At 72.3% G+C, this 19,195-nt stretch carries 18 protein-coding genes; 9 read left to right on the top strand and 9 right to left on the bottom strand.

The window, feature by feature from the left end; all coding sequences use genetic code 11:
• The first annotated feature begins 133 nt into the window (after positions 1 to 133).
• Complete coding sequence (locus DEI89_RS05135; protein ID WP_110902963.1) at positions 134 to 805, top strand: DUF4232 domain-containing protein; 672 nt, start codon at positions 134 to 136, stop codon at positions 803 to 805.
• 27 nt (positions 806 to 832) lie between these two features.
• Positions 833 to 1,336 (top strand): hypothetical protein, encoded by a 504-nt coding sequence (locus DEI89_RS05130; RefSeq protein WP_110902962.1) that lies wholly within the window; start codon positions 833 to 835, stop codon positions 1,334 to 1,336.
• 33 nt (positions 1,337 to 1,369) lie between these two features.
• Here DEI89_RS05130 and DEI89_RS05125 read toward each other — a convergent pair whose 3' ends face one another.
• The 3 genes from DEI89_RS05125 to DEI89_RS05115 form a co-directional block, all read right to left on the bottom strand.
• Positions 1,370 to 2,353, bottom strand: coding sequence for a serine hydrolase (locus tag DEI89_RS05125; protein ID WP_110902961.1), 984 nt, complete (start codon positions 2,351 to 2,353; stop codon positions 1,370 to 1,372).
• Positions 2,353 to 4,317 (bottom strand): M13 family metallopeptidase, encoded by a 1,965-nt coding sequence (locus tag DEI89_RS05120; protein WP_110903011.1) that lies wholly within the window; start codon positions 4,315 to 4,317, stop codon positions 2,353 to 2,355. Before DEI89_RS05120 ends, DEI89_RS05125 begins: the two co-directional genes overlap by 1 nt.
• Before the next feature lie 75 nt (positions 4,318 to 4,392).
• Positions 4,393 to 5,883, bottom strand: coding sequence for a hypothetical protein (locus tag DEI89_RS05115; protein ID WP_146236683.1), 1,491 nt, complete (start codon positions 5,881 to 5,883; stop codon positions 4,393 to 4,395).
• A gap of 114 nt (positions 5,884 to 5,997) precedes the next feature.
• Between DEI89_RS05115 and DEI89_RS05110 the strand changes: the two genes are divergently transcribed.
• Entirely contained in the window at positions 5,998 to 7,350 is a 1,353-nt protein-coding gene (locus tag DEI89_RS05110) for a uracil-xanthine permease family protein (protein ID WP_110902959.1), read from the top strand.
• 58 nt (positions 7,351 to 7,408) lie between these two features.
• On the opposite strand, the gene DEI89_RS05105 is transcribed toward DEI89_RS05110, so the two are convergent.
• Positions 7,409 to 8,074, bottom strand: coding sequence for a GAP family protein (locus DEI89_RS05105; RefSeq protein ID WP_110902958.1), 666 nt, complete (start codon positions 8,072 to 8,074; stop codon positions 7,409 to 7,411).
• Between the two features lie 32 nt (positions 8,075 to 8,106).
• On the opposite strand from DEI89_RS05105, the gene DEI89_RS05100 reads away from it, so the two are divergent.
• Positions 8,107 to 9,441, top strand: coding sequence for an MATE family efflux transporter (locus DEI89_RS05100; RefSeq protein ID WP_375537765.1), 1,335 nt, complete (start codon positions 8,107 to 8,109; stop codon positions 9,439 to 9,441).
• A gap of 17 nt (positions 9,442 to 9,458) precedes the next feature.
• Here DEI89_RS05100 and DEI89_RS05095 read toward each other — a convergent pair whose 3' ends face one another.
• Complete coding sequence (locus tag DEI89_RS05095) at positions 9,459 to 10,100, bottom strand: hypothetical protein (RefSeq protein WP_110902957.1); 642 nt, start codon at positions 10,098 to 10,100, stop codon at positions 9,459 to 9,461.
• Between the two features lie 265 nt (positions 10,101 to 10,365).
• Complete coding sequence (locus tag DEI89_RS05090; protein WP_110902956.1) at positions 10,366 to 11,541, bottom strand: LacI family DNA-binding transcriptional regulator; 1,176 nt, start codon at positions 11,539 to 11,541, stop codon at positions 10,366 to 10,368.
• Between the two features lie 54 nt (positions 11,542 to 11,595).
• Between DEI89_RS05090 and DEI89_RS05085 the strand changes: the two genes are divergently transcribed.
• The 4 genes from DEI89_RS05085 to DEI89_RS05070 all read left to right on the top strand — a co-directional run bounded on the left by DEI89_RS05085 (position 11,596) and on the right by DEI89_RS05070 (position 15,673).
• The gene (locus tag DEI89_RS05085; protein ID WP_110902955.1) at positions 11,596 to 12,915 is read left to right on the top strand and encodes an MFS transporter; all 1,320 of its coding nucleotides are present in this window, start codon (positions 11,596 to 11,598) and stop codon (positions 12,913 to 12,915) included.
• Positions 12,916 to 12,960: 45 nt separating this feature from the next.
• Positions 12,961 to 13,656 carry an endonuclease NucS gene (nucS, locus tag DEI89_RS05080; protein ID WP_110902954.1) on the top strand — a complete coding sequence of 232 codons (696 nt, stop codon included), beginning with the start codon at positions 12,961 to 12,963 and terminating at the stop codon, positions 13,654 to 13,656.
• 62 nt (positions 13,657 to 13,718) lie between these two features.
• Positions 13,719 to 14,393, top strand: a complete 675-nt coding sequence (locus DEI89_RS05075; protein WP_110902953.1) for an HAD hydrolase-like protein — start codon at positions 13,719 to 13,721, stop codon at positions 14,391 to 14,393.
• Positions 14,390 to 15,673 (top strand): CynX/NimT family MFS transporter, encoded by a 1,284-nt coding sequence (locus DEI89_RS05070; RefSeq protein ID WP_110902952.1) that lies wholly within the window; start codon positions 14,390 to 14,392, stop codon positions 15,671 to 15,673. Before DEI89_RS05075 ends, DEI89_RS05070 begins: the two co-directional genes overlap by 4 nt.
• A gap of 79 nt (positions 15,674 to 15,752) precedes the next feature.
• On the opposite strand, the gene DEI89_RS05065 is transcribed toward DEI89_RS05070, so the two are convergent.
• Positions 15,753 to 16,592: an NmrA family NAD(P)-binding protein gene (locus tag DEI89_RS05065; protein ID WP_110902951.1), complete on the bottom strand. Its 840-nt coding sequence runs from the start codon at positions 16,590 to 16,592 to the stop codon at positions 15,753 to 15,755.
• Between the two features lie 58 nt (positions 16,593 to 16,650).
• Positions 16,651 to 17,325, bottom strand: coding sequence for a nucleoside/nucleotide kinase family protein (locus tag DEI89_RS05060; RefSeq protein WP_258368760.1), 675 nt, complete (start codon positions 17,323 to 17,325; stop codon positions 16,651 to 16,653).
• Positions 17,326 to 17,443: 118 nt separating this feature from the next.
• On the opposite strand from DEI89_RS05060, the gene DEI89_RS05055 reads away from it, so the two are divergent.
• Entirely contained in the window at positions 17,444 to 18,772 is a 1,329-nt protein-coding gene (locus DEI89_RS05055; protein ID WP_110902949.1) for a PP2C family protein-serine/threonine phosphatase, read from the top strand.
• Here the strand turns inward: DEI89_RS05055 and DEI89_RS05050 are convergent.
• Entirely contained in the window at positions 18,756 to 19,169 is a 414-nt protein-coding gene (locus DEI89_RS05050) for a MarR family winged helix-turn-helix transcriptional regulator (protein WP_110902948.1), read from the bottom strand. The genes DEI89_RS05055 and DEI89_RS05050 overlap by 17 nt on opposite strands.
• Between the last annotated feature and the right edge of the window lie 26 nt (positions 19,170 to 19,195).

Raw genomic sequence — 19,195 nt, 5'->3', positions numbered from 1 at the left:
CGGTGCGGATGTGGGAGGACGTGCGAGACCGTTCCACGGTGGAAGTGGTTGTGTGGCGGGCATGGGGCAGAGCAGTCGAGGGTCCAGCGCGCAGGTGACGGCACGGCGGTCGCTGCGGGGAACGGTGGGGACGGTGGGCGTGCTCGGGGCGGTCGTCCTCGCGTTGACCGGGTGCACGGGTGGGTCGAACGGCGGTGGGGCGTCCTCGGCACCGACGACCTCCACCTCGTCCTCGTCCTCGTCGTCCGTTGCACCGGTGTCCGCTGCGCCGAAGACGTCGTCTGCGCCGTCGTCCACCCCGGCGTCGAGTGCGTCGGGTGCCGCTGCGGCCGGTCCGGCGGACGGCGGCACGGCCTCCGGAGCGCGGACCTGCGCGGCGGCGTCGTTGACCGGGTCGATCGTCGACGGCGGTGGCGGCGGGGCCGGCAGCGTGTACCTGGACCTGGCGCTGCGGAACACCGGCAGCGCGTCGTGCACGCTGCAGGGCTGGCCGGGGCTGTCCTTCGTCGGCGACGGGAACGGCACGCAGGTCGGGGCATCGGCGACGCTCGACCGCAGTGATGCACGTCCGACCGTCACCCTGGCCGCCGGGCAGACGGCGTACGCGCCGCTCCGGATCGTCCGCGCCGAGAACCTGCAGCCGGGTGACTGCACCGCCCAGCAGCCCGACGGGTTCCGCGTCTACCCGCCGGGGTCGAAGCAGTCGCTGTTCATCGCCTCCACCGCCTACCCCGCGTGCCAGCAGCGGTCGGCGCAACTGCTGTCGGTGCGGGCGTTCGTGCCGGAGGGACAGCAGCAGCAGTGAGGGGCCCCGTTCCGCGATGATGGGCGGGTGAGCAGCCACCGCATCGTCACCGGACCCGAGGACCTCGAGGGCGGGTGGTTCGTCATCGACGACGAGGTCGAGCACCTGGAGGACGTCGGGTGGCAGCCTCCGCGCCGCGGACAGCGGGCCGTCCCGGATGCCGAGCGCACGGTGATCCGCGCGGGAGCCCACACCTTCACCGTCGGGGACACGGTCGAGCTCGCCGAGGGCGCGGTCCTGGACATCGGGTTCCGCGACGCCGTCCGGCGCTACTGGCGCACCAGCATCATCGTCGTGGTCTCGCCGCTCACCTTCTGGGTCCTGCACCTCGTGCGACTCGGCTGGCTCGACGACGGTGGCGAGGTCCGTCGGCGCATCGTGCTCGCCGTCGCGACCGTCCCCGTCGTCCTGGTCGTCCTCGGGCTCTGGTCCGTGCTCACCCGCTCGCCCCACGGGACGGTCACCCGGGTGCTGGCCGGATGGCGGATGCGCGGCGACTACGACCGGCAACGGCGGGACTCGGTGTCCTGAACGCCTCCGCGCTCAGCGCTCGGCGCGCAGTGCTCAGCGCTCGGCCGGGGTGTGCACGACCTCGAGGACCTCGGTGCCCATCGTGCGGAGCGCCTCGACGACCGCGAGTCGCCGCTGCAGCGAGTCGTCCTCGAACCGGACCGTGACGGCGTAGCAGACCGACGACGCCGGCCCCCGGAGCACGCCCGCCTCGGCCCGGATGCCCGGCCCGGATCCCGTGACGGCGACGGACTGGAGGCCGTGGTCGAGCGCCCGGTGCGCCAACGGATCGAGACCGAACGACCCGGCGACGAGCGACAGGTCCGCGGCCAGGGACAACCACCCGAGGACCCGGTTCGACACCGTCTGGTCCACGACCTCACCGAGCGCCAGCCCGCGGAAGAGCCAGCTGAGCTCTCCCGACGCAGCAACCGAGACGTCCGGGGCGTCGTCCGGGCCCCGGCGGTCCCGCACCCGGTCGATCAGCGCGGACCGTTCGACCCCGAGGGACTCGGCACGGGCACGCACTGCGTCGATCCCGACCGTGGTGAGCAGGGCGTTCGTCGCCCAGGCGTCCGCGGTCGCACCGACCAAGGTGGCGAGGTCCGACACCTGCATGGTCGGCTCCTGCAGGAACTGCCACAGCCCGGCACCCGTCGCGGTGTCCCGGGCCATGCGCTGGAGCCGGTCGCCGTGCAGCCGACCGTCCTCGAGCTGCGCCGCGACCTCGATGAGGAGCAGCACGCGCCCCAGGCCGGACACCGGTTGCACCAACCGGTCGTCGATCGCCAGCAGTGCACGACCGGTGGAGGTGTCGATGATGGAGGCGCTGACCCCTGCGCCGTCCTGCACGATGGTGCCCAGTGCCTGTGTCGTGGCCGTGAAGCGCTCGTCCGCCCCACCACGGTGCTTCCCACGGCTCCGACCACCACCGCCGGCACGACCACCGCCGACGGGACCGTTCCCCGTTGAGCCGTCGTCAGCGGGGCGTCCGGGGCGGCGCCGGCGCGACGAGTGCGGCGCGTCCGGCTCCGTCATCACCAGATGGCGACGCGCTCGGCCGGGGCCAGGTACATCGCGTCACGGTCCGAGACGTCGAAGGTGTCGTAGTAGACGTCGATGTTGCGGACGATCTGGTTGCAGCGGAACTCGTTCGGCGAGTGCGGGTCGATGCTCAGCAGACGAGCAGCTTCTTCCGGACGGATCGCCATCCGCCACGCCTGCGCCCAGCTGAGGAAGAAGCGCTCGGCTCCGGTCAGGCCGTCGATCACCGGCGGCTCGGCACCGTCGAGGGAGATCAGGTAGGCCTTCCACGCGATCGACAGGCCACCGAGGTCACCGATGTTCTCACCGATGGTGAGGGCACCGTTGACGTGGCCGTCCGGCACCTCGGTCGGCACCAGGGCGTCGTACTGGGCGATGAGGGCCTTCGTCCGCTCTTCGAACGCCTGCCGGTCGGCCTCGGTCCACCAGTTCTGCAGGCGACCGTCGCCGTCGTACTGCGAACCCTGGTCGTCGAAGCCGTGCCCGATCTCGTGCCCGATGACGGCACCGATCGCACCGTAGTTGGCGGCGGCGTCACGGGTGGCCTCGAAGAACGGGAACTGCAGGATCGCGGCCGGGAAGACGATCTCGTTGAAACCCGGGTTGTAGTACGCGTTGATCGTCTGCGGGGTCATGAACCACTCGTCGCGGTCGATCGGCTTGCCGATCTTGCCGAGTTCACGGTCGACCTGGAACGACGCGATCGCGCGGACGTTGCCGAGCAGGTCGTCGGCGGTGACCGGCAGGGCGCTGTAGTCGCGCCACTTCACCGGGTAGCCGATCTTCGGGGTGAACTTCTCGAGCTTGTCGAGCGCGCGAGCCCGGGTCTCGTCGGTCATCCACTCGAGCCCCGTGATGCTCCGGCGGTACGCCTCGACCAGGTTCGCGACGAGGTCGTCCATCGTCGCCTTCGAGGTCTCGTCGAAGTGCTCCTCGACGTAGATGCGTCCGACCGCCTCGCCCATCGCACCCTCGACCAGGGAGACCCCGCGCTTCCAACGGTCGCGCTGCTTCGGCGCACCGGTCAGTGCGGTGCCGTAGAACGAGAAGCTGGTCGCCGAGAACGCGCTCGTCAGGTACGGGGCGGAGGCCCGGATCACCTGCCAGCAGAGCCAGTCCTTCCAGACGGGCAGCGGCTGCTCGCGGAACAGCTGGGCGAGGCCGGTCAGGAAGGACGGCTGGCGGACCACCACCGTGTCGAAGGCGCCGGCGGGAGCCGCGATGGCGTCCCACCAGAGGCGCAGGTCGACGCCCTCGGCGAGCGCCGAGACCTCGTCCCACGGCAGCTTGTTGTACGTCTTCTGGCTGTCACGGGTCGCGACGTTGTCCCAGTGCGCCGACGCGATCGCCGTCTCGAGTGCGATCACGTGCTCGGTCCGGTCGCCGCTCTCGTCGTACCCGGCGAGCGGGAACATCGAGCCCACGAACTCGCGGTACTTCTCGCGGATGTCAGCGAAGCGCTCTTCGCGGTAGTACGACTCGTCGGGCAGGCCGAGACCGGACTGTTCGAGGAACACGATGTAGGAGTCCGGGTCGCCCGGGTCGTTGTCGACGAAGAGCTGGATGAAGCTCGGCAGCCCGAGTCGTTCGAAGCGGCCGACCATGCGGAGGACGTCGTTCTTGTCCTCGATCGCGGCGATGTCGGCGAGGAGCGGTTCGATCGGGGCGGACCCGAGTGCTTCGAGCGCCGTCTCGTCGGTGAAGGACGTGAAGAGGTCGCCGACCTTGCGCTGCTCACTGCCCGGCGCCGCGGTCTGTGCGCGCTCGATGATCGTGCGCACAGCGGCTTCGGCTTCCTCGGCCAGGACGGTGAACGAGCCGTAGCGGGCCTTGTCGTCCGGGATCGGCGTCTGGTCGATCCACCTGCCGTTGACGTGCCGGTAGAGGTCGTCCTGCGGTCGCACCGACTCGTCGAGTTCGTCGGTACGGATTCCGGTGGTGCCTGCGACGTCGGTCATGCTCCCCACGATAGCCACCGGCTCCTCGTCCGCCACCCGGTACTCGTTCACTGACCTGACCTCACTCGGGGACGCTCATCGGCGGGAGGCTGCCCGGCGGCGCAGGAAGGCGGCGAGTGGCAGTCCGGCCGCACCGCTGAGGAGCGATGCGACGGCTGCCGCGGTCGGCCGCCCGATGTCCGCACCGGTGTAGGCGAGCCGACCGTCGGTACCGGGTCGAGCAGCATCGGACCGGACCCGCGCAGCCGTCGGGTGCCGGGTGTCCGTCCCCGTGACGATGCCACCGCCGGCCGACGCCCCCGTTCCGGTACCGCTGCCGTGGCCCGCTCCGGGCCGATCCGGCAGCCCGGGCAGCACCAGTCGGAGCGCGCCCTGCTCGACGTCCTGCACCCGCTGTCGGGCGACCACGGACCCGGCGGGCAGGTCGTGGCGGGGGACGACCAGTTCCCAGCTCCGGCCGATGCCGGTGCGGAGCGGCTTCCCGTCGGCAGCGCGGAGTTCTGCTCCCGACTCGTCCTCGAGCGTGACCGTGCCGCCGACTTCACCGGTCCCGCTCAGGCGGATCCGGCCGTCGTCCAGCTCCTCCACGCTGCCGGTGAGTGCGAGGGGGATCGTGACGTGCGCGTCCGTCCGCCCGAGTTCGTGCCCGCCGTCGTGCGCGATGACCGTCACGACGTCGAACCGGACGTCGTCCGGGATGGGGAGCGTGACCTGCCACGAGGTGTCGTCCCCGACCCGGATCTCGACCGGCTGGCCGTCCGGGCCCGTGACCGGACCACGGGCGTCCTCGAACGTCAGGGTGCTGCCTGCCGGTGCGCGGCCTGCGAGTGTGATGCGCTCGGTCTGGCGGGACGCCTGTGCCCGCTCGACCGTCGGGGCACCGGAGATCTCGTAGACGTCGTCGACACCCCCGTTCCGCGTGCCGTCGAAGTACTGGGAGACCTCGACGTGATGGCTGCCGAAGGCGAGGTCACGGAGCAGGACGTGCCACGTGCCGTCCTCGGCGACGTCGGTCTCGGCCCGGGTCGTCCCGTCGGCCCGCACCACGAGGTGCGCCCCGGGGTGGCCGGAACCGGCGAGGTCGATCGTCCGGGCGATGCCGTCGACGGTCGCGAGCATGTCCGGTGGCAGCAGGATGAGCAGCTCGACGGGGATGTCGACCGCCTGGCCGGAGACCTGGGACGTGACGCGGATGACGTGCTGACCGGGTCGGACCCGGACCTGCGCCTCCCAGTGGCCCGCAGCGTCGCCCTCGGCCCACACGGGCTCGACGACGTCACCGCTGACCTCGACGCTCGTGCCGGTGGGGACGGAGCCGGTCAGGGTCACGATGCCGGCACCGTGTGCGATCGACCGGACCCCGGCGGTGAAGTCAACGCCCGTGGCGGCGCGCGTCCCGTCCGACGGCGATCCCGGCCTGGGAGCACTGACCCGGGTCGTGGGGCGGTCGGTGGCCGCAGCGAGGGCGGGGTCCGCGGCGAGCACCGGGAGGCCGATGACGGCACCGATGGCGAGCGCGGCGACGACCGGGGGGACAAGGACGTGGTGGTGCAGATGGTTCGACATGGTGCTCCTCGTGATGTTCCACACACCATATCCAGGTCGCAGGGCGACGGCAGGGTTCTCCACAGGGAGCCCATCCGTCGTCACATGGTCCCGCGTGCCCGCTACGGTCATCGCATGGGACTTCCGTGGAAGCTGCACGGGGACGGCCGCACCGTCTCCGCATCGACGATCGTGGCGCCGGACGAGCGCCTCACCTGGCCCCGCACCATCGGGCTCGGGGTGCAGCACGTCGTCGCGATGTTCGGCGCCACGTTCCTCGTGCCGCTGATCACCGGGTTCCCGCCGTCGACCACGCTGCTGTTCAGCGGCATCGGCACCATCCTGTTCCTGCTCGTCACCGGCAACCGCCTGCCGAGCTACCTCGGGTCGTCGTTCGCCTTCCTCGCGCCGATCGGGGCCGCGACGGAGATCGGCGGGATCCCGCTCGCACTGTCCGGCATCATCGTCGTCGGCGCGCTGCTCGCCGTCGTGGGCCTCGTCGTGCACCTGGCCGGCGCCGGGTGGATCGACCGGCTCATGCCACCGGTGGTCTCGGGTGCGATCGTCGCCCTGATCGGGTTCAACCTGGCTCCGGCCGCGCGCGACAACTTCACGAAGGCCCCGGTCGTGGCGGTCATCACCCTCGCCGCGATCGTCCTGTGCACCGTGCTCTTCAAGGGCCTGGTCGGACGCCTGTCGATCGTCGTCGGGGTGGTCGTCGGCTACGCGGCCGCCCTCGTCGCCGGTCAGGTCGACCTCAGCGCGATCGAGAAGGCGGACTGGGTGGGCCTACCGACCTTCACCGCGCCGGCCTTCGACCCGTCGCAGATGGCCGTCTACCTCGGGTTCCTGCCCGTGGTCCTGGCCCTCGTCGCCGAGAACGTCGGGCACGTCAAGGGCGTCGGGCAGCTCACCGGCCGCGACCTGACGCCCCTGACCGGGCGTGCCCTCTTCGCGGACGGCATCTCGACCGTGCTGGCGGGGGTCGGCGGCGGTTCGGCGACCACCACGTACGGCGAGAACATCGGTGTGATGGCGGCGACCCGGGTGTTCTCGACGGCGGCGTACTGGGTCGCGGCGATCGTCGCGGTCCTGCTCGGGCTCTCGCCGAAGATCGGTGCGGTCATCTCGACCGTCCCCGCCGGCGTCCTCGGTGGTGCGACCACGGCGCTCTACGGTCTCATCGGCGTGATCGGCATCCGGATCTGGGTGGAGAACCGCGTCGACTTCGCCCAGCCGAAGAACCAGCTGACGGCGGGCGTCGCGCTCATCATGGGCATCGCGGACTTCACGTTCACGCTCGGTGGCGCCACGTTCGGCGGCATCATCATCGGCACCATCGCGGCGATCGTGGTGTACCACCTGATGGACTTGATCGGTCGTGCGCGCGGCACCGACCCGGTGACGCCCCCGGCGACCGACGACGAGCGCGCGGCAACCGGCGGGGTCCCCGTCGAGCCGCGGGTCGGCGCGGCGGAACGCGACTGACCCGCAACCGTCGACGAGGACCCGGTCCGCCGACAACGGACCAGAACAGCAAGACGGTTCAGAGCAGCGCGATGACGCCCGTCACGAACTGGACCAGTCCGAGCACCACGAGGACGACGACGAGGGCGACCGAGCCACGCTGTGCGATGAACCGCCTCGTCACCGCGAGGATCGGCTCAGCTCGGTGCCCGAGTGCGGCCGTGACCGCGATCGGCAGCACGGCGGTGGACCCCGCGAACACCACGTAGGCGGTGCCCGTTCCGACCATGGCCGCGACCGACGGATCCGAGTCGCCCACCACCAGACCGGCCGTCAGCGACAGCACCACCGCCTTCGGGTTCGTCGCGAACCAGGCCACGCCGACGGCGAAGGCGCGGGCGGGCCCGATCGCCGCCATCAGGTCAGACCAACCGGCGCTCCTCGGTCGACCGTCAGGCGACCGACGGACGGTCCACTGCCACACCGCGAGGCCGAGGAGCAGCACGCCGGCGACCACCTCGACCACCGCTCGGACGTCGGTCCCACCGTCCGAGGGAGCCGGCAGCCGCTCACCGAGCAGGACAGCCACGACGAGCGCCACCGCGACACTGAGGACCCATCCGGTGGCACACGCCGCCGCGGAAACGTACCCACCGCCATGGCCGAGCAGGAACACGACCGAGGCGATCACGAGCGGACTCAGTGCGATCCCCACCACGGCGGGGACCAGTGCGACGACGTCCACCCCTCGACCGTAGCCATTGGCAGGATGTCCTGGTGCCCACCGTGTCCGAGACCGAGCCCCGTCGGGTCCGCCGTGCCGTCGACCGCGACATCGTCCGGCTCGCGCTGCCCGCGCTCGGGGCGCTCGTCGTCGAGCCGCTCTTCCTGCTCACCGACACCGCCCTCGTCGGGCACCTCGGTGCGTCGTCACTCGCCGCAGTCGGCGTGGCGAGCGCGGTCCTGCAGACGGTCACGGGCCTCCTGGTCTTCCTGGCCTACGCCACCACCCCGGCCGTCGCCCGCGCCCTCGGTTCCGGCGACCGCCGCGGTGCGGTCCATGCGGGCATCGACGGGATGTGGCTCGCGCTCGGCCTCGGTGTCGTCCTGGCACTGGTCGGCTGGCCGGTCGCCGGCCCGCTCATCGACGTGTTCGGCGCCGCCCCCGAGGTGTCGGACGCAGCGACCGCGTACCTGCTCGTCTCCCTGATCGGGCTGCCCGGCATCCTGGTCGTCACCGCCTCGACGGGCCTGCTCAGGGGGCTGCAGGACACCCGGACACCCCTCGTCGTCGCGACCGTCGGCTTCATCGCCAACGGGCTGCTCAATGCGCTGCTCATCTACGGCCTCGGCTGGGGGGTCGCGGGGTCGGCGTCCGGGACCGTCGTCGTGCAGTGGGCGATGGCAGCCGTGTACGTCGTCATCGCGGTCCGGGCCGCGCGGGCGTCCGGGGCTCCGTTGCGGCCGGGAGCGTCCGGCGTGGTCCGGGCGCTGCGGTCCGGGGCGTGGCTGTTCCTGCGCACCGCGTCACTGCGCGTCGCGATGCTCGCCACGATCGCCGCCGCGACCGGGCTCGGCACCATCGGGTTGGCGACGACGCAGATCGGCCTGACGGTCTTCAGCACGCTCGCCTTCGCGCTCGACGCGCTGGCGATCGCCGGGCAGGCCCTCGTCGGCCACGCGCTCGGTGCACGGGACGCCGGTCGGGTGCGCCTGGTGACCGGGAGGCTCGTGGTCCTCGGCATCGCCGGTGGCGTCCTGCTCGGTGCGCTGACACTGGCCGCGAGCGGCCTGCTCGGGCCGGTGTTCTCCGACTCGGAGCAGGTTCGGTCCGCGTTGCCCCTGGTCCTGGTCCTCATCGCGGCTGGGCTGCCGATCGCCGGGTACGTGTTCGTCCTCGACGGGGTGCTCATCGGTGCCGGTGACGCCCGGTACCTGGCCCTGGTCGGTGTGGTGAACCTGGTCGTGTACCTGCCGCTGCTCTGGTGGCTCGGGGACGGACTTGCGGGACTCTGGGCTGTCTTCTCGTTCGGCTACATCGGGCTGCGGGCGGTGACGCTCGGGGTACGGGCGCACCGGCCGAGATGGATCGCGGCGGCGCTCGCCCGCTGACCCGGGCGTACCGTTCGTCAGTCCTGGTTGCGCGGCGCCGCCTGCGGATCGGGCAACGACCGGAGCACCCGTTCCCGACGGCGCGACTCGAGCGTGGTCATGACGCCGATGAAGACCGCCACGACGAGCAGGAGCACCAGGAGGAGCACCTCGCCCGATGACAGCGCGATCGCCCAGGCGGATCCGAGCATGACGACCCCGAGTGCGATGAGACTCGGCACGGCTCCCCGTGAAGACCGCCGCTGCCAACCCAGGAAGGCGCGCACGAGCGGCGCGGTGTCCGCCGTCGCCGATGCCCGACCGGTGATGTGACGCCAGAGCAGTCGTCGCTGCGTTCGATCGAGGACCGAGAACGGACGCTCCTCGGTCGCGATGCGGAACGGCTGCAGGGTGTGGTGTCGACGTCCGACGACCCAGGCGCGGATGGCGAGCACCATGCCGACCACCGCGACGACGACCGGACCGGACCACCAGGGCCCGCCGAACACCAGGACGGGCACGACGACGGTCATGAACACGGAGATAACCGCCAGCGAGGCGGTCACCGACGGCCCGCGGACGGTCGGCCCGTGCTCCGCGAGCCGCTCGGCCCGGCGGGTGGCCTCGTCGAGGGCACCGTTCGGTTTCGACGCCGCACCGGCGGCCGGGATGGTGGTCACGACCCCAACCAACCACAGCCTCAGCGACACCGGTGCGGTGCCCGACCGGCCACAGCCGGACCGGAGGCGCCTGGCCAGCCGGTGCCGCGCCTCCCGGCCGACGCTCCTGGACCGGACCGTGCCGGTGGTTCGGGCTGGACCCGCGCGGCCCGATCCCGTCCGAACCACTGCTTCCCGTGGTTCAGACCGGCTCCTGTTGGGCGCAGCCGGACGGAACCCGCAGGCGCGACGACCGCGACGACGAAGACGACGCAGCCGGCCGCCCCTACGCCCGTGGCACCGCCGTGGTGTCCCCGATCCGCAGCTCGGACCGGAACGAGGCCGGCTCCGGCGACTCCCCCTCGAGCATGGCGAGCGCGGCCCGTGCGGCGGCCTCGCCCTTGGGCACGAACGGCTGCACGAGCGTGGTCAGCTGCCGGATCGGGGAGCGGTGCAGCAGGCTGTCGTCCACCTGGATGCCGTCGAACCCCACGACGCTGACGTCCTCGGGCACGCGGAGTCCGGCCTCGAGCGCCGCCGAGATCACCCCGACGGCGAGCAGGTCGCTCTGCGCGACGACCGCCGTCGGTGCCTCGGCCCCCGAGGTGAAGAGCGCTGCGCCGGCGATGCGGCCCTCCTCCACCGAACTCCCGCCGGCCGCGATGGCCGGTGCCTCCGGGTAGACGTCGCGGACCCCGCGGAGTCGCTCCATGGTGGTGAACGCCGAGGACGAGCGTTCGCGGGCCTCGTCGACCGGGCCGCGTTCGCGCGCGCTGTCGAGGGGCAGGGTGACGACGGTGACCGCCCGGTGGCCGAGTTCCCGGAGGTACTCGGCGGCACGGCGTGAGCCCTCGCGGTTGTCGAGGTGCACCGGGACGGCCCCCTCGATCGCGTCCGCCTCGATCGCGACGACGGGGATCGCCCGACGTCGGAGGACGGCGACGGCGGGGTCGATCCGCACGTTGCAGCCGATCAGGATGACGGCGTCCATCGGTGCGTCGACGAGCGGGGCCATCCCGCGTTCGTCGTCGAGCGGGCTCCGCACGAGCAGCAGCGACACCCCGGCGGCGCCGGCGACCTCGGCGATGCCGTCGAGCGTGAGGATGTTGGCGGGGTCGCGGAAGGCGTCGCTCAGGCGGTCGTCGAGGACGACGCCGATGACGCCGGAACGCCCACGGCGCAGCGAGCGGGCTCGGGGGTCCGGACCGTCGTACCCGAGTTCGGCGGCCACGGCGAGGATCCGCTGTCGGGTGTCCTCGGACACGGGTCCGCTGCCGCTGAACGCGAGGGACGCGGTCGACGGGGCGACACCGGCAGCGCGGGCGACGGCTGCCAGCGTCGGCCGGGAGGCACGCCCCGTGCGGGCAGCACCGGCCGCCGGTCCGGCCCCGCCCGGTCGGGACGCGCGGGACACCTGGGCGCGGTCATCCGACTCGCCCGGTTCGCTTGCCGTCTCGTCCATCGCTGGCTAGCGTAACGGGAACACCAGCTCGAATCGATTCGATCGGACAGGACCATGACGAAGGCCACCACCCGCAGCGCACCGACGACGCGCGCCTGGCGCAACGCGGTGTTCGTGGTGTTCACGCTCTCCGGGCTCGACATCGCCACCTGGCTCGGCCGTGTACCGAGCGTCCGGGACTCCCTCGACGCCTCCACCTTCACGATGGGCCTCCTGGTCCTCGGCATGTCCGTCGGCTCGATCGGCGGGCTCACCTTCGCCGGCCACATCGTCGCCCGCCTGGGCGCCCGCCGCGGGGTGCTCGTCGCGTCGGCGTGCCTGGCGCTCGGCATGGTCACCGCGGGCGTCGCCGTGACGCTCGGCTGGGGCTTCGCCGCGATCTGGGTCTGCCTCATCGCGTTCGGCTTCGGCAACGGGCTGTGCGACGTGTCGATGAACGTGGCCGGCGCGACGGCCGAGCGCCTGGGCGGCCGGACGATCATGCCGCTGTTCCACGCCGCGTTCAGCGTCGGCACGCTCGCCGGCGCGGGCATCGGCTCGCTCGCCGAACGGTTCGAGGTCCCCGTCGCGGTGCACTTCATCGTCGTCGGCGTGCTCACCAGCCTGGCGATGATCGTCGCCATCCGCTGGTTCGGCGACGACCGCCACGTCGAGCCCGAGGCCACCGACACCAGTCCCGTCGCCCTGCCGGTCTCCCGCTGGGCCGTCTGGCGGCAGCCGTCGACCCTGCTCATCGGGGTCATCGTCCTCGGCATGGCCCTGGCCGAGGGTTCCGCGAACGACTGGCTGCCCCTCGCCATGATCGACGGGCACGGTCTGGCGAACGACGGCGGTTCCGCGGTCCTCGCGGTGTTCCTCGCCGCCATGACCGCCGGTCGGATCGCCGGCAGCCCGCTCATCGACCGGTTCGGCCGGGTGCCGGTGCTCCGCGCCAGCGCCGTCGTCGCCGTGGTCGGCCTCGGCATGCTCATCTTCGTACCGAGCGTGCCGATCGCGATCGTCGGCGTCGTGCTCTGGGGGCTCGGGGCGTCGCTCGGGTTCCCGATGGGCATGTCCGCCGCCGCCGACGATCCCCGCACCGCGGCCGCCAAGGTCAGCGCGGTCGCGACGATCGGCTACGTGGCGTTCCTCGCCGGGCCGCCGATCATCGGATTCGCGGGCGAGCACGTGGGCCTCCTCAACGGGCTGCTCATCGTGTTCGTGTTCATCATCGCGGCGGGCCTCGCCTCCGGTGCAGCGCGCGAGCGGACCGGTGCCGGTGCCGCGGCGACCACCCCGTCGGGTGACGCGCACAAGGGTGGCGAGCCGCGCCTCCAGTCCGGAGCAGACGCGGAGCGCGACGCCACCGCGACCGCCGACGCCGACCGCAGCTGACCGCGACCCGCCGGGGGGGCACGCGATCCCGGTTAGGCTCTCCGGGTGCGTCTCGTCATCGCCCGCTGCTCCGTCGACTACGCCGGTCGCCTGTCGGCACACCTGCCCCTCGCGAACCGCCTGCTCATGCTGAAGGCCGACGGCTCGCTGCTCGTCCACTCCGACGGCGGCAGCTACAAGCCGCTCAACTGGATGAGCCCGCCGTGCTCGATCGCCATCGCGGAGCCCGACGAGGACCAGGCCGCCGCCGGCATCACCCAGGTGTGGACGGTGACGCAGAAGAAGACGCAGGACCGTCTGATCGTCAGCATCCACGAGGTGTTCGCCGACGAGTCCCACGACCTGGGCGTCGACCCCGGTCTGGTGAAGGACGGGGTCGAGGCACATCTGCAGCAGCTCCTCGCCGAGCAGATCGAGCTCCTGGGCGACGGCCACACGCTGGTTCGCCGCGAGTACATGACGGCCATCGGACCGGTCGACATCCTGGCTCGGGACGACGCCGGTGCGAGCGTCGCAGTCGAGATGAAGCGGAACGCCAACATCGACGCGGTCGAGCAGCTCACCCGCTACCTCGAGCTGATGAACCGTGACCCGCACCTGCGTCCGGTGCAGGGCGTCCTGGCAGCGCAGTCGTTCGCCCCGCAGGCGCGCACCCTGGCCGAGGACCGCGGGATCCGCTGCCTGGTCCTGGACTACGACGAGATGCGCGGCATCGACGGCGGGCACGCCCGCCTGTTCTGACCGGAGGCGCGGACCACCGCCTCCTCGGTCGTCCCGTCCGGCGCGGCTAGGCTTGGCAGGTCATGACAAACAGCCCCGAGCGTCCGTTCACCGCCGTCCTGTTCGACCTCGACGGCACCATCAGCGACTCGGCACCGGGCATCCTCGAGAGCCTGACGTACACGTTCGAGCAGGTCGGCGTCCCGGTGCCGGACCACGAGACGCTGCTGTCGTTCGTCGGTCCCCCGATCCTCGACACGTTCCGCATCGCGATGGGCATGGACGACGAGCTCACCGAACGGACGCTCGCCGTGTACCGCGAGCACTACTTCTCGCACGGGGCCCTCGACAGCCGGATGTACCCGGACATCGACGTCGTCCTGCACACCCTGCACGAGGCCGGCGTGCCGATCTCGACCGCGACGAGCAAGCCCGAGACCCCGGCGACGTACATCCTCGAGCACTACGGACTGACCGGGGACATCGACATCATCACCGGCGCGAGCGACGACGAGGTCCGCTCCGCCAAGGCCGACGTCGTCGAGGAAGCGCTGCGCCGCCTGCGTGCCCACGGCTTCGACGTGTCCCGCCCGGTGCTCGTCGGGGACCGCCTGCACGACGTCGAGGGCGCGGCGGCGCACGGCGTCCCGACCGTCTTCGCGGAGTGGGGCTACGGCTCGCCCGCCGAGGCCGTGGGCACCATCGCGCAGGCGGCGACGCCGCTCGACCTGCTGCCGATCCTGCTGCCGAGCGCATGACGTCCGGCACGGGGAAGTCCGGCACCGTGCAGACGGGCCTGCGCGGTGCCGCCTGGCTGCTGCCGGCCGCGATCGTCCTGGTCGCCCTGAACTTCCGCGGCCCGATCGTGGCACCCGCGCCGGTGATCGGGGACGTCCGCGCCGACCTCGGCATGACCGCGACGGTCGCCGGCCTGCTCACCACGATCCCGGTGCTCTGCTTCGCCCTCGCGACACCGTTCGCCAGCTGGGTGATCGCCCGCTTCACCGCCGAGCGCGCGGTGTCACTGTCGCTGCTCATCGTGCTGGTCGGGACCGTCGTCCGGTCGGTCCCGCACGAGGCCGCCCTGCTCATCGGCACCGCGGTGATCGGCATCGGCATCACGATCGGCAACGTGGTGATCCCGGTCGTGATCCGTCGCGACACCTCGTCGGAACGGGTCGGTCTGGTCACGGGTGTCTACACGTCGGCGCTCAACATCGGGTCGATGATCACCTCGCTCGGCACCGCGCCCATCGCGGCCGCGTGGGGCTGGCCGGTCGCGATCGCTGTGTGGGGCGTCCTGGCGCTCACCGCGGCGGCGGCGTGGACCTACACGGTCGGTGCCGGTGCGGCCTGGCGCGGGACCGACCACGACCCGGAGTCGCTGCCCGTCACCGGACCGATCGACCAGGTGCTCGACACCGGGTCGGTGCGGACCGTCGCCGAGCAACGCGCTCCCGTGATCGAGACCCTGCCGCACCCCGCCAAGCGCTGGGTGACGTGGGGGCTCATGCTCGCGTTCGGCGGCCAGGCGTTCTCGTACTACGCGCTGACGGCATGGATCCCGACGCTGCTGCACGACGAGATCGGCTTCGACACGGCGTCCTCGGGCGCGAGCTCGTCGGTGTTCCAGATCCTGGCCGTCGTCGGTGCGCTCGGGGTCCCCGTGCTCGCCAGCCGGTTCCGGCCGCGGGTCATCATCGTCCTCGTCGCGTTCTTCTGGCTGGCGATGCCGCTCGGGCTCCTCGTGGCCCCGCAGCTCTGGCTGCTCTGGTCCGTCCTGGGCGGTGCGGCCCAGGGTGGCGGCATCACGATCATCTTCATCGTCATCGTGCGGCTGGTGTCGAACGACGACGACGCCCGCCGGATGTCCGCATTCGTGCAGGGCGGCGGGTACCTGCTCGGTTCCGCCGGCCCCCTCGTCGCGGGTGCGTTGCACGGGGCGACCGGTGGTTGGACGGCTCCGCTGCTGACCGTCCTGGTCGCCGTGCTGCTGCTCGGCGTGGTCGGGTCGGTGTCGGCGCGGAAGGTGCGCTGAGCCGAGCCGGTCAGCGCCCATTGCCGGCCTGCCGCAGCGCCCATTGCCGGCCTGCCGCAGCGCCCGCAGTCGGCCTGCCTCAGGCGCCCCGGGCCTCCAGGACCTGGCGGAGCGTCATCGGCGGACGGCCCGTGACGCGCTCGACGTCACCCGACACCTTCGCGAGCGACCCGTCCGCGATCGCCGTGTAGGTGCTCACCCAGGCGTCCGCCTGCCACGGCTCGGGCTGCCAGCGCTGGCGGGAGGCGTACGCCTCCTCCAGGGACTCCCGGTGGTACGACACCGGACGGCCACGCACGCCGCTGACCACCGCGGCCGCCTGTTCGAGCGTGATCGCCGCCGGACCCGTCAGGTCGTAGGTGCGGTCGAGGTGTCGCGCCGGCTCGCGGAGGACGGCCGTCACCACCCGCGCCACGTCCGCCCGGGCGACCGCGGCCATCGCGCCGTCGTCCGCCGGACCGCGGATCACGCCGTCCTCGCCGACCAGGTCCTCGACGAAGTCCAGGTAGAACGAGTCGCGCAGGAACGTGTGCGCCATCGAGGTGTCGCGGATCGCCTGCTCGGTCCAGAAGTGGTCACGCCCGAGGGTGAACGTCGCGTCGGCGGCCGCGCCCTGGAAGGACGTGTAGACGACGTGCCGGACCCCGGCGTCGGCCGCGGCACGGATGACGGTGCGGTGCTGGTCGAGCCGGTCACGGGCCTCCGCGCCGGACACCAGGAACAGGACCTCGACGCCCGCGAAGGCAGCTCGGGCGGCATCAGCGTCGGCGTAGGTGGCGACCGCGACGTCGGCACCGGGCAGCTCCGGGGCGCGGGAGGCGTCGCGGACGACCATGCGGAACGGCGTGCCGTCCGCGGCGAGCGCGCGGGCGACGGACCCGCCGATGTTGCCGGTCGCCCCGGTGATGGCGATGGTCACGTCGTGCTCCTGTCGGTCGGTGGTGCGGGGGTGGCGCGATGGTGGGGGTGGTCTGGCGCTACGTCCGGACCAGGACGGCGGCCCGGTGCAGGTCCGCCGCGACCCGTGCGGCGTTGACACCGTCCACCTCCACGGCCCAGGCCCGGGCGGACCCGTGGTCGCGGCCGTGGCGCATGTGTCGACCGACGAGGCGGTCGACGCGGACGTCGTCGTCGACCACGCAGGCCCAGGTCTCGGTGAAGAGCCCCGGCAGCTCGCGCCACGGCGTGCTCTGGTCGAGCAGGTAGTTGCCCTCGGAGACGACGAGCACGGTCTCCGGCGGGACGGCGATGCTGCCGGCGACGGGCTCGTCGACACGGCGGTCGAAGTCCGGGGCCCAGATCGTGTCGGTGCTGTCGGTGCTGTCGGCGCTGTCGGCGCCCGCACCCCCGGTCAGCCGTCGGACCAGCGCGACGTACCCGGCCGCGTCGAAGGTGTCGATCGCGCCCTTCCGGTCGTGCCGGCCGAGGGCGTCGAGCGCGGCGTTCGCCAGGTGGAAGCCGTCCATCGGGACCTGCACGGCGATGCCCGGACCCAGCTGCTCGGTGACCGCGGTGACCACGCGTCGGGCGAGCGTCGACTTGCCCGCACCGGGAGCGCCCGCGATGCCGAGCACGCTCCGGCCACCGGCTGCGGCGAGCGCCACCGCGCGTGCGACGGCCTGGTCGGCGGACAGGGTCTCCGGCGTGCTCACGCCCCCATCCTGCTGCATCGGCCTCCAGCCAGCCGCACGTGGCAGCCGAGCCGGCCGTCTCTGACCCACGAACGGGCGCGTTCCCCCGTGCCCCTGCTGCCGGTAGCGTCAGGTCCTGATGACGAAGACGGCTGCCGGTCGGACCGTCGTCCCGGACACCGCGACCGACCGAGCGGGTACCGCCCCCGGGCGGACCGGGGCGAGGACGACCCCGGTGACCAACCAGGCAGTGATCGTCGTGGTGTCGCTCCTCGCCGCGGTGTGCAGCGTGCTGCTGCCCTGGCTGACGGTCACGAACGCGACGAGCATGTGGACGGGGACGGCACTGGCGGTCCTCGGGCTGGCGTTCACCGCACTGCTCATGGCCCGACCGTCGCTGATGCGGTTCGAACTCCTGGTGCCGGCGCTCGACTTCGTCGCCATCGGCCTGCTGCGCTACGGCACGGGTGACTCGCGGTCCCCGTTCCTCGCCGCGGTCCTGCTGCCGGTGATCTGGATCGCCGCACGGCCGGGCCGGCAGAACGTCCTCTACCCCCTGGTCGGGACGGCTGGGACCTTCCTGGTGCCGATGCTCCTCGGGCACGCCGACCTGGTCGCGAGCGAGGTCGTCCGGCTCGTCGTCGTGTTGGTCGTCTTCACCGCCGTCGCGGGCGTCACCAACGAACTCGCCCGGCAGGGTGCGGTCCGTCTGCACACCGTCCAGGAGCTGCGGCGACAGGCCGAGGCCGAGATCTCCCAGGCGGCGCTCGTCCAGCGCTCCCTGCTGCCCGTGTCGACGGCGGACCTCCCGGCGGCCTTCACGGTGCGGGCCGTGTGCCTGCCGACCCGCTCGGTGGGTGGCGACTTCTACGACTGGTTCCCCACCGCCGGCGGCGCTGCCTTCACCCTCGGGGACGTCATGGGCAAGGGCGTCGGCGCGGGCATGATCGCCGCGGTGGTGCGGTCGGTCCTCCGGTCGTCGGTGCGGGTGGGTGCACCGGACGAAGCGGTGAGCCGGACCGCGACCGGTCTGGACGTGGGCCTGGACGCGCCGGCGACCGAGCAGTTCACCACGTGCTTCCACATGCACCTGGACGTCGACGGGGTCGCCCGGTGGGTCGACGCCGGGCACGGACTGGCCCTGGTGCTCCGCGCCGAGGGTGGCCACGAATGGCTGCGGAGCACGGACACCCCGATCGGCGTCGGGACGAGCTGGACGACGCAGGAGACGCTGCTCGGCCGTGGGGACGTGGTCCTCGTCGTCAGCGACGGCGTCCTGGACCTGTTCGGCGACGGACTCGACGCACTCGACCGCTTCGAGGCGTTCGCCGTGACCGAGCCGGACCCGGAACGCCTGGTCTCCCGTCTGGAGGAGCTCGGGCGCGCCGGGCACCACGCGGACGACGTCACGGTGCTGGCGGTCCGCTACGACCCGGAGCCGACAGCGGCGGTCACTCCCCCTCGGTGAGGGTCGTCAGGGCGGCCATCAGCGCCGCACGACCCGGCTCGTCGAGCGGAGCGAACAGCTCGTCGAGCACCCGGGCGGCCACACGGTGTCCGTCGTCGAGTGCCTCGCGACCGGTGTCTGTGAGGGTGTGCACGAGCCGACGCCCGCGACCGGCCGACCGTTCGATGAGTCCGCGCTCCACCAGTCGCGCCGCGAGGGTGCCGAACGCCTGGTCGCTCTGGAACGTGGCGACGGCCAGGTCGTGGCCGGACGCACCCGGCATCCGGTCGACGGCGCGCAGGGCGTCCCACTGCACCAGGGTCACCCCGACGTCGTGGAGGGCGAGGTCCATCGTGCGGTGGTTCCGGTACTGCGCCCGCTTGATGGCCTGCCCGAGCCGTTCGAGGTCCGTCGTCATGGTGCTACGGTATCAACACGTTTACA

This window comes from Curtobacterium sp. MCBD17_030, from assembly GCF_003224255.1.
In the GTDB taxonomy this organism is placed as follows: Bacteria; Actinomycetota; Actinomycetes; order Actinomycetales; family Microbacteriaceae; genus Curtobacterium.
Note: the sequence above shows the minus strand (reverse complement) of the source record. Positions and strands in the feature narration are given on the sequence as shown.

Bases quoted from the DNA above. Each gene is read 5' to 3' on its own strand.
- DEI89_RS05125 (WP_110902961.1), bottom strand. From the start codon at position 2,353: ATGACGGAGCCGGACGCGCCGCACTCGTCGCGCCGGCGCCGCCCCGGA.
- DEI89_RS05120 (WP_110903011.1), bottom strand. From the start codon at position 4,317: ATGACCGACGTCGCAGGCACCACCGGAATCCGTACCGACGAACTCGAC.
- DEI89_RS05115 (WP_146236683.1), bottom strand. From the start codon at position 5,883: ATGTCGAACCATCTGCACCACCACGTCCTTGTCCCCCCGGTCGTCGCC.
- DEI89_RS05110 (WP_110902959.1), top strand. From the start codon at position 5,998: ATGGGACTTCCGTGGAAGCTGCACGGGGACGGCCGCACCGTCTCCGCA.
- DEI89_RS05090 (WP_110902956.1), bottom strand. From the start codon at position 11,541: ATGGACGAGACGGCAAGCGAACCGGGCGAGTCGGATGACCGCGCCCAG.
- DEI89_RS05085 (WP_110902955.1), top strand. From the start codon at position 11,596: ATGACGAAGGCCACCACCCGCAGCGCACCGACGACGCGCGCCTGGCGC.
- DEI89_RS05075 (WP_110902953.1), top strand. From the start codon at position 13,719: ATGACAAACAGCCCCGAGCGTCCGTTCACCGCCGTCCTGTTCGACCTC.
- DEI89_RS05070 (WP_110902952.1), top strand. From the start codon at position 14,390: ATGACGTCCGGCACGGGGAAGTCCGGCACCGTGCAGACGGGCCTGCGC.
- DEI89_RS05055 (WP_110902949.1), top strand. From the start codon at position 17,444: ATGACGAAGACGGCTGCCGGTCGGACCGTCGTCCCGGACACCGCGACC.
- DEI89_RS05050 (WP_110902948.1), bottom strand. From the start codon at position 19,169: ATGACGACGGACCTCGAACGGCTCGGGCAGGCCATCAAGCGGGCGCAG.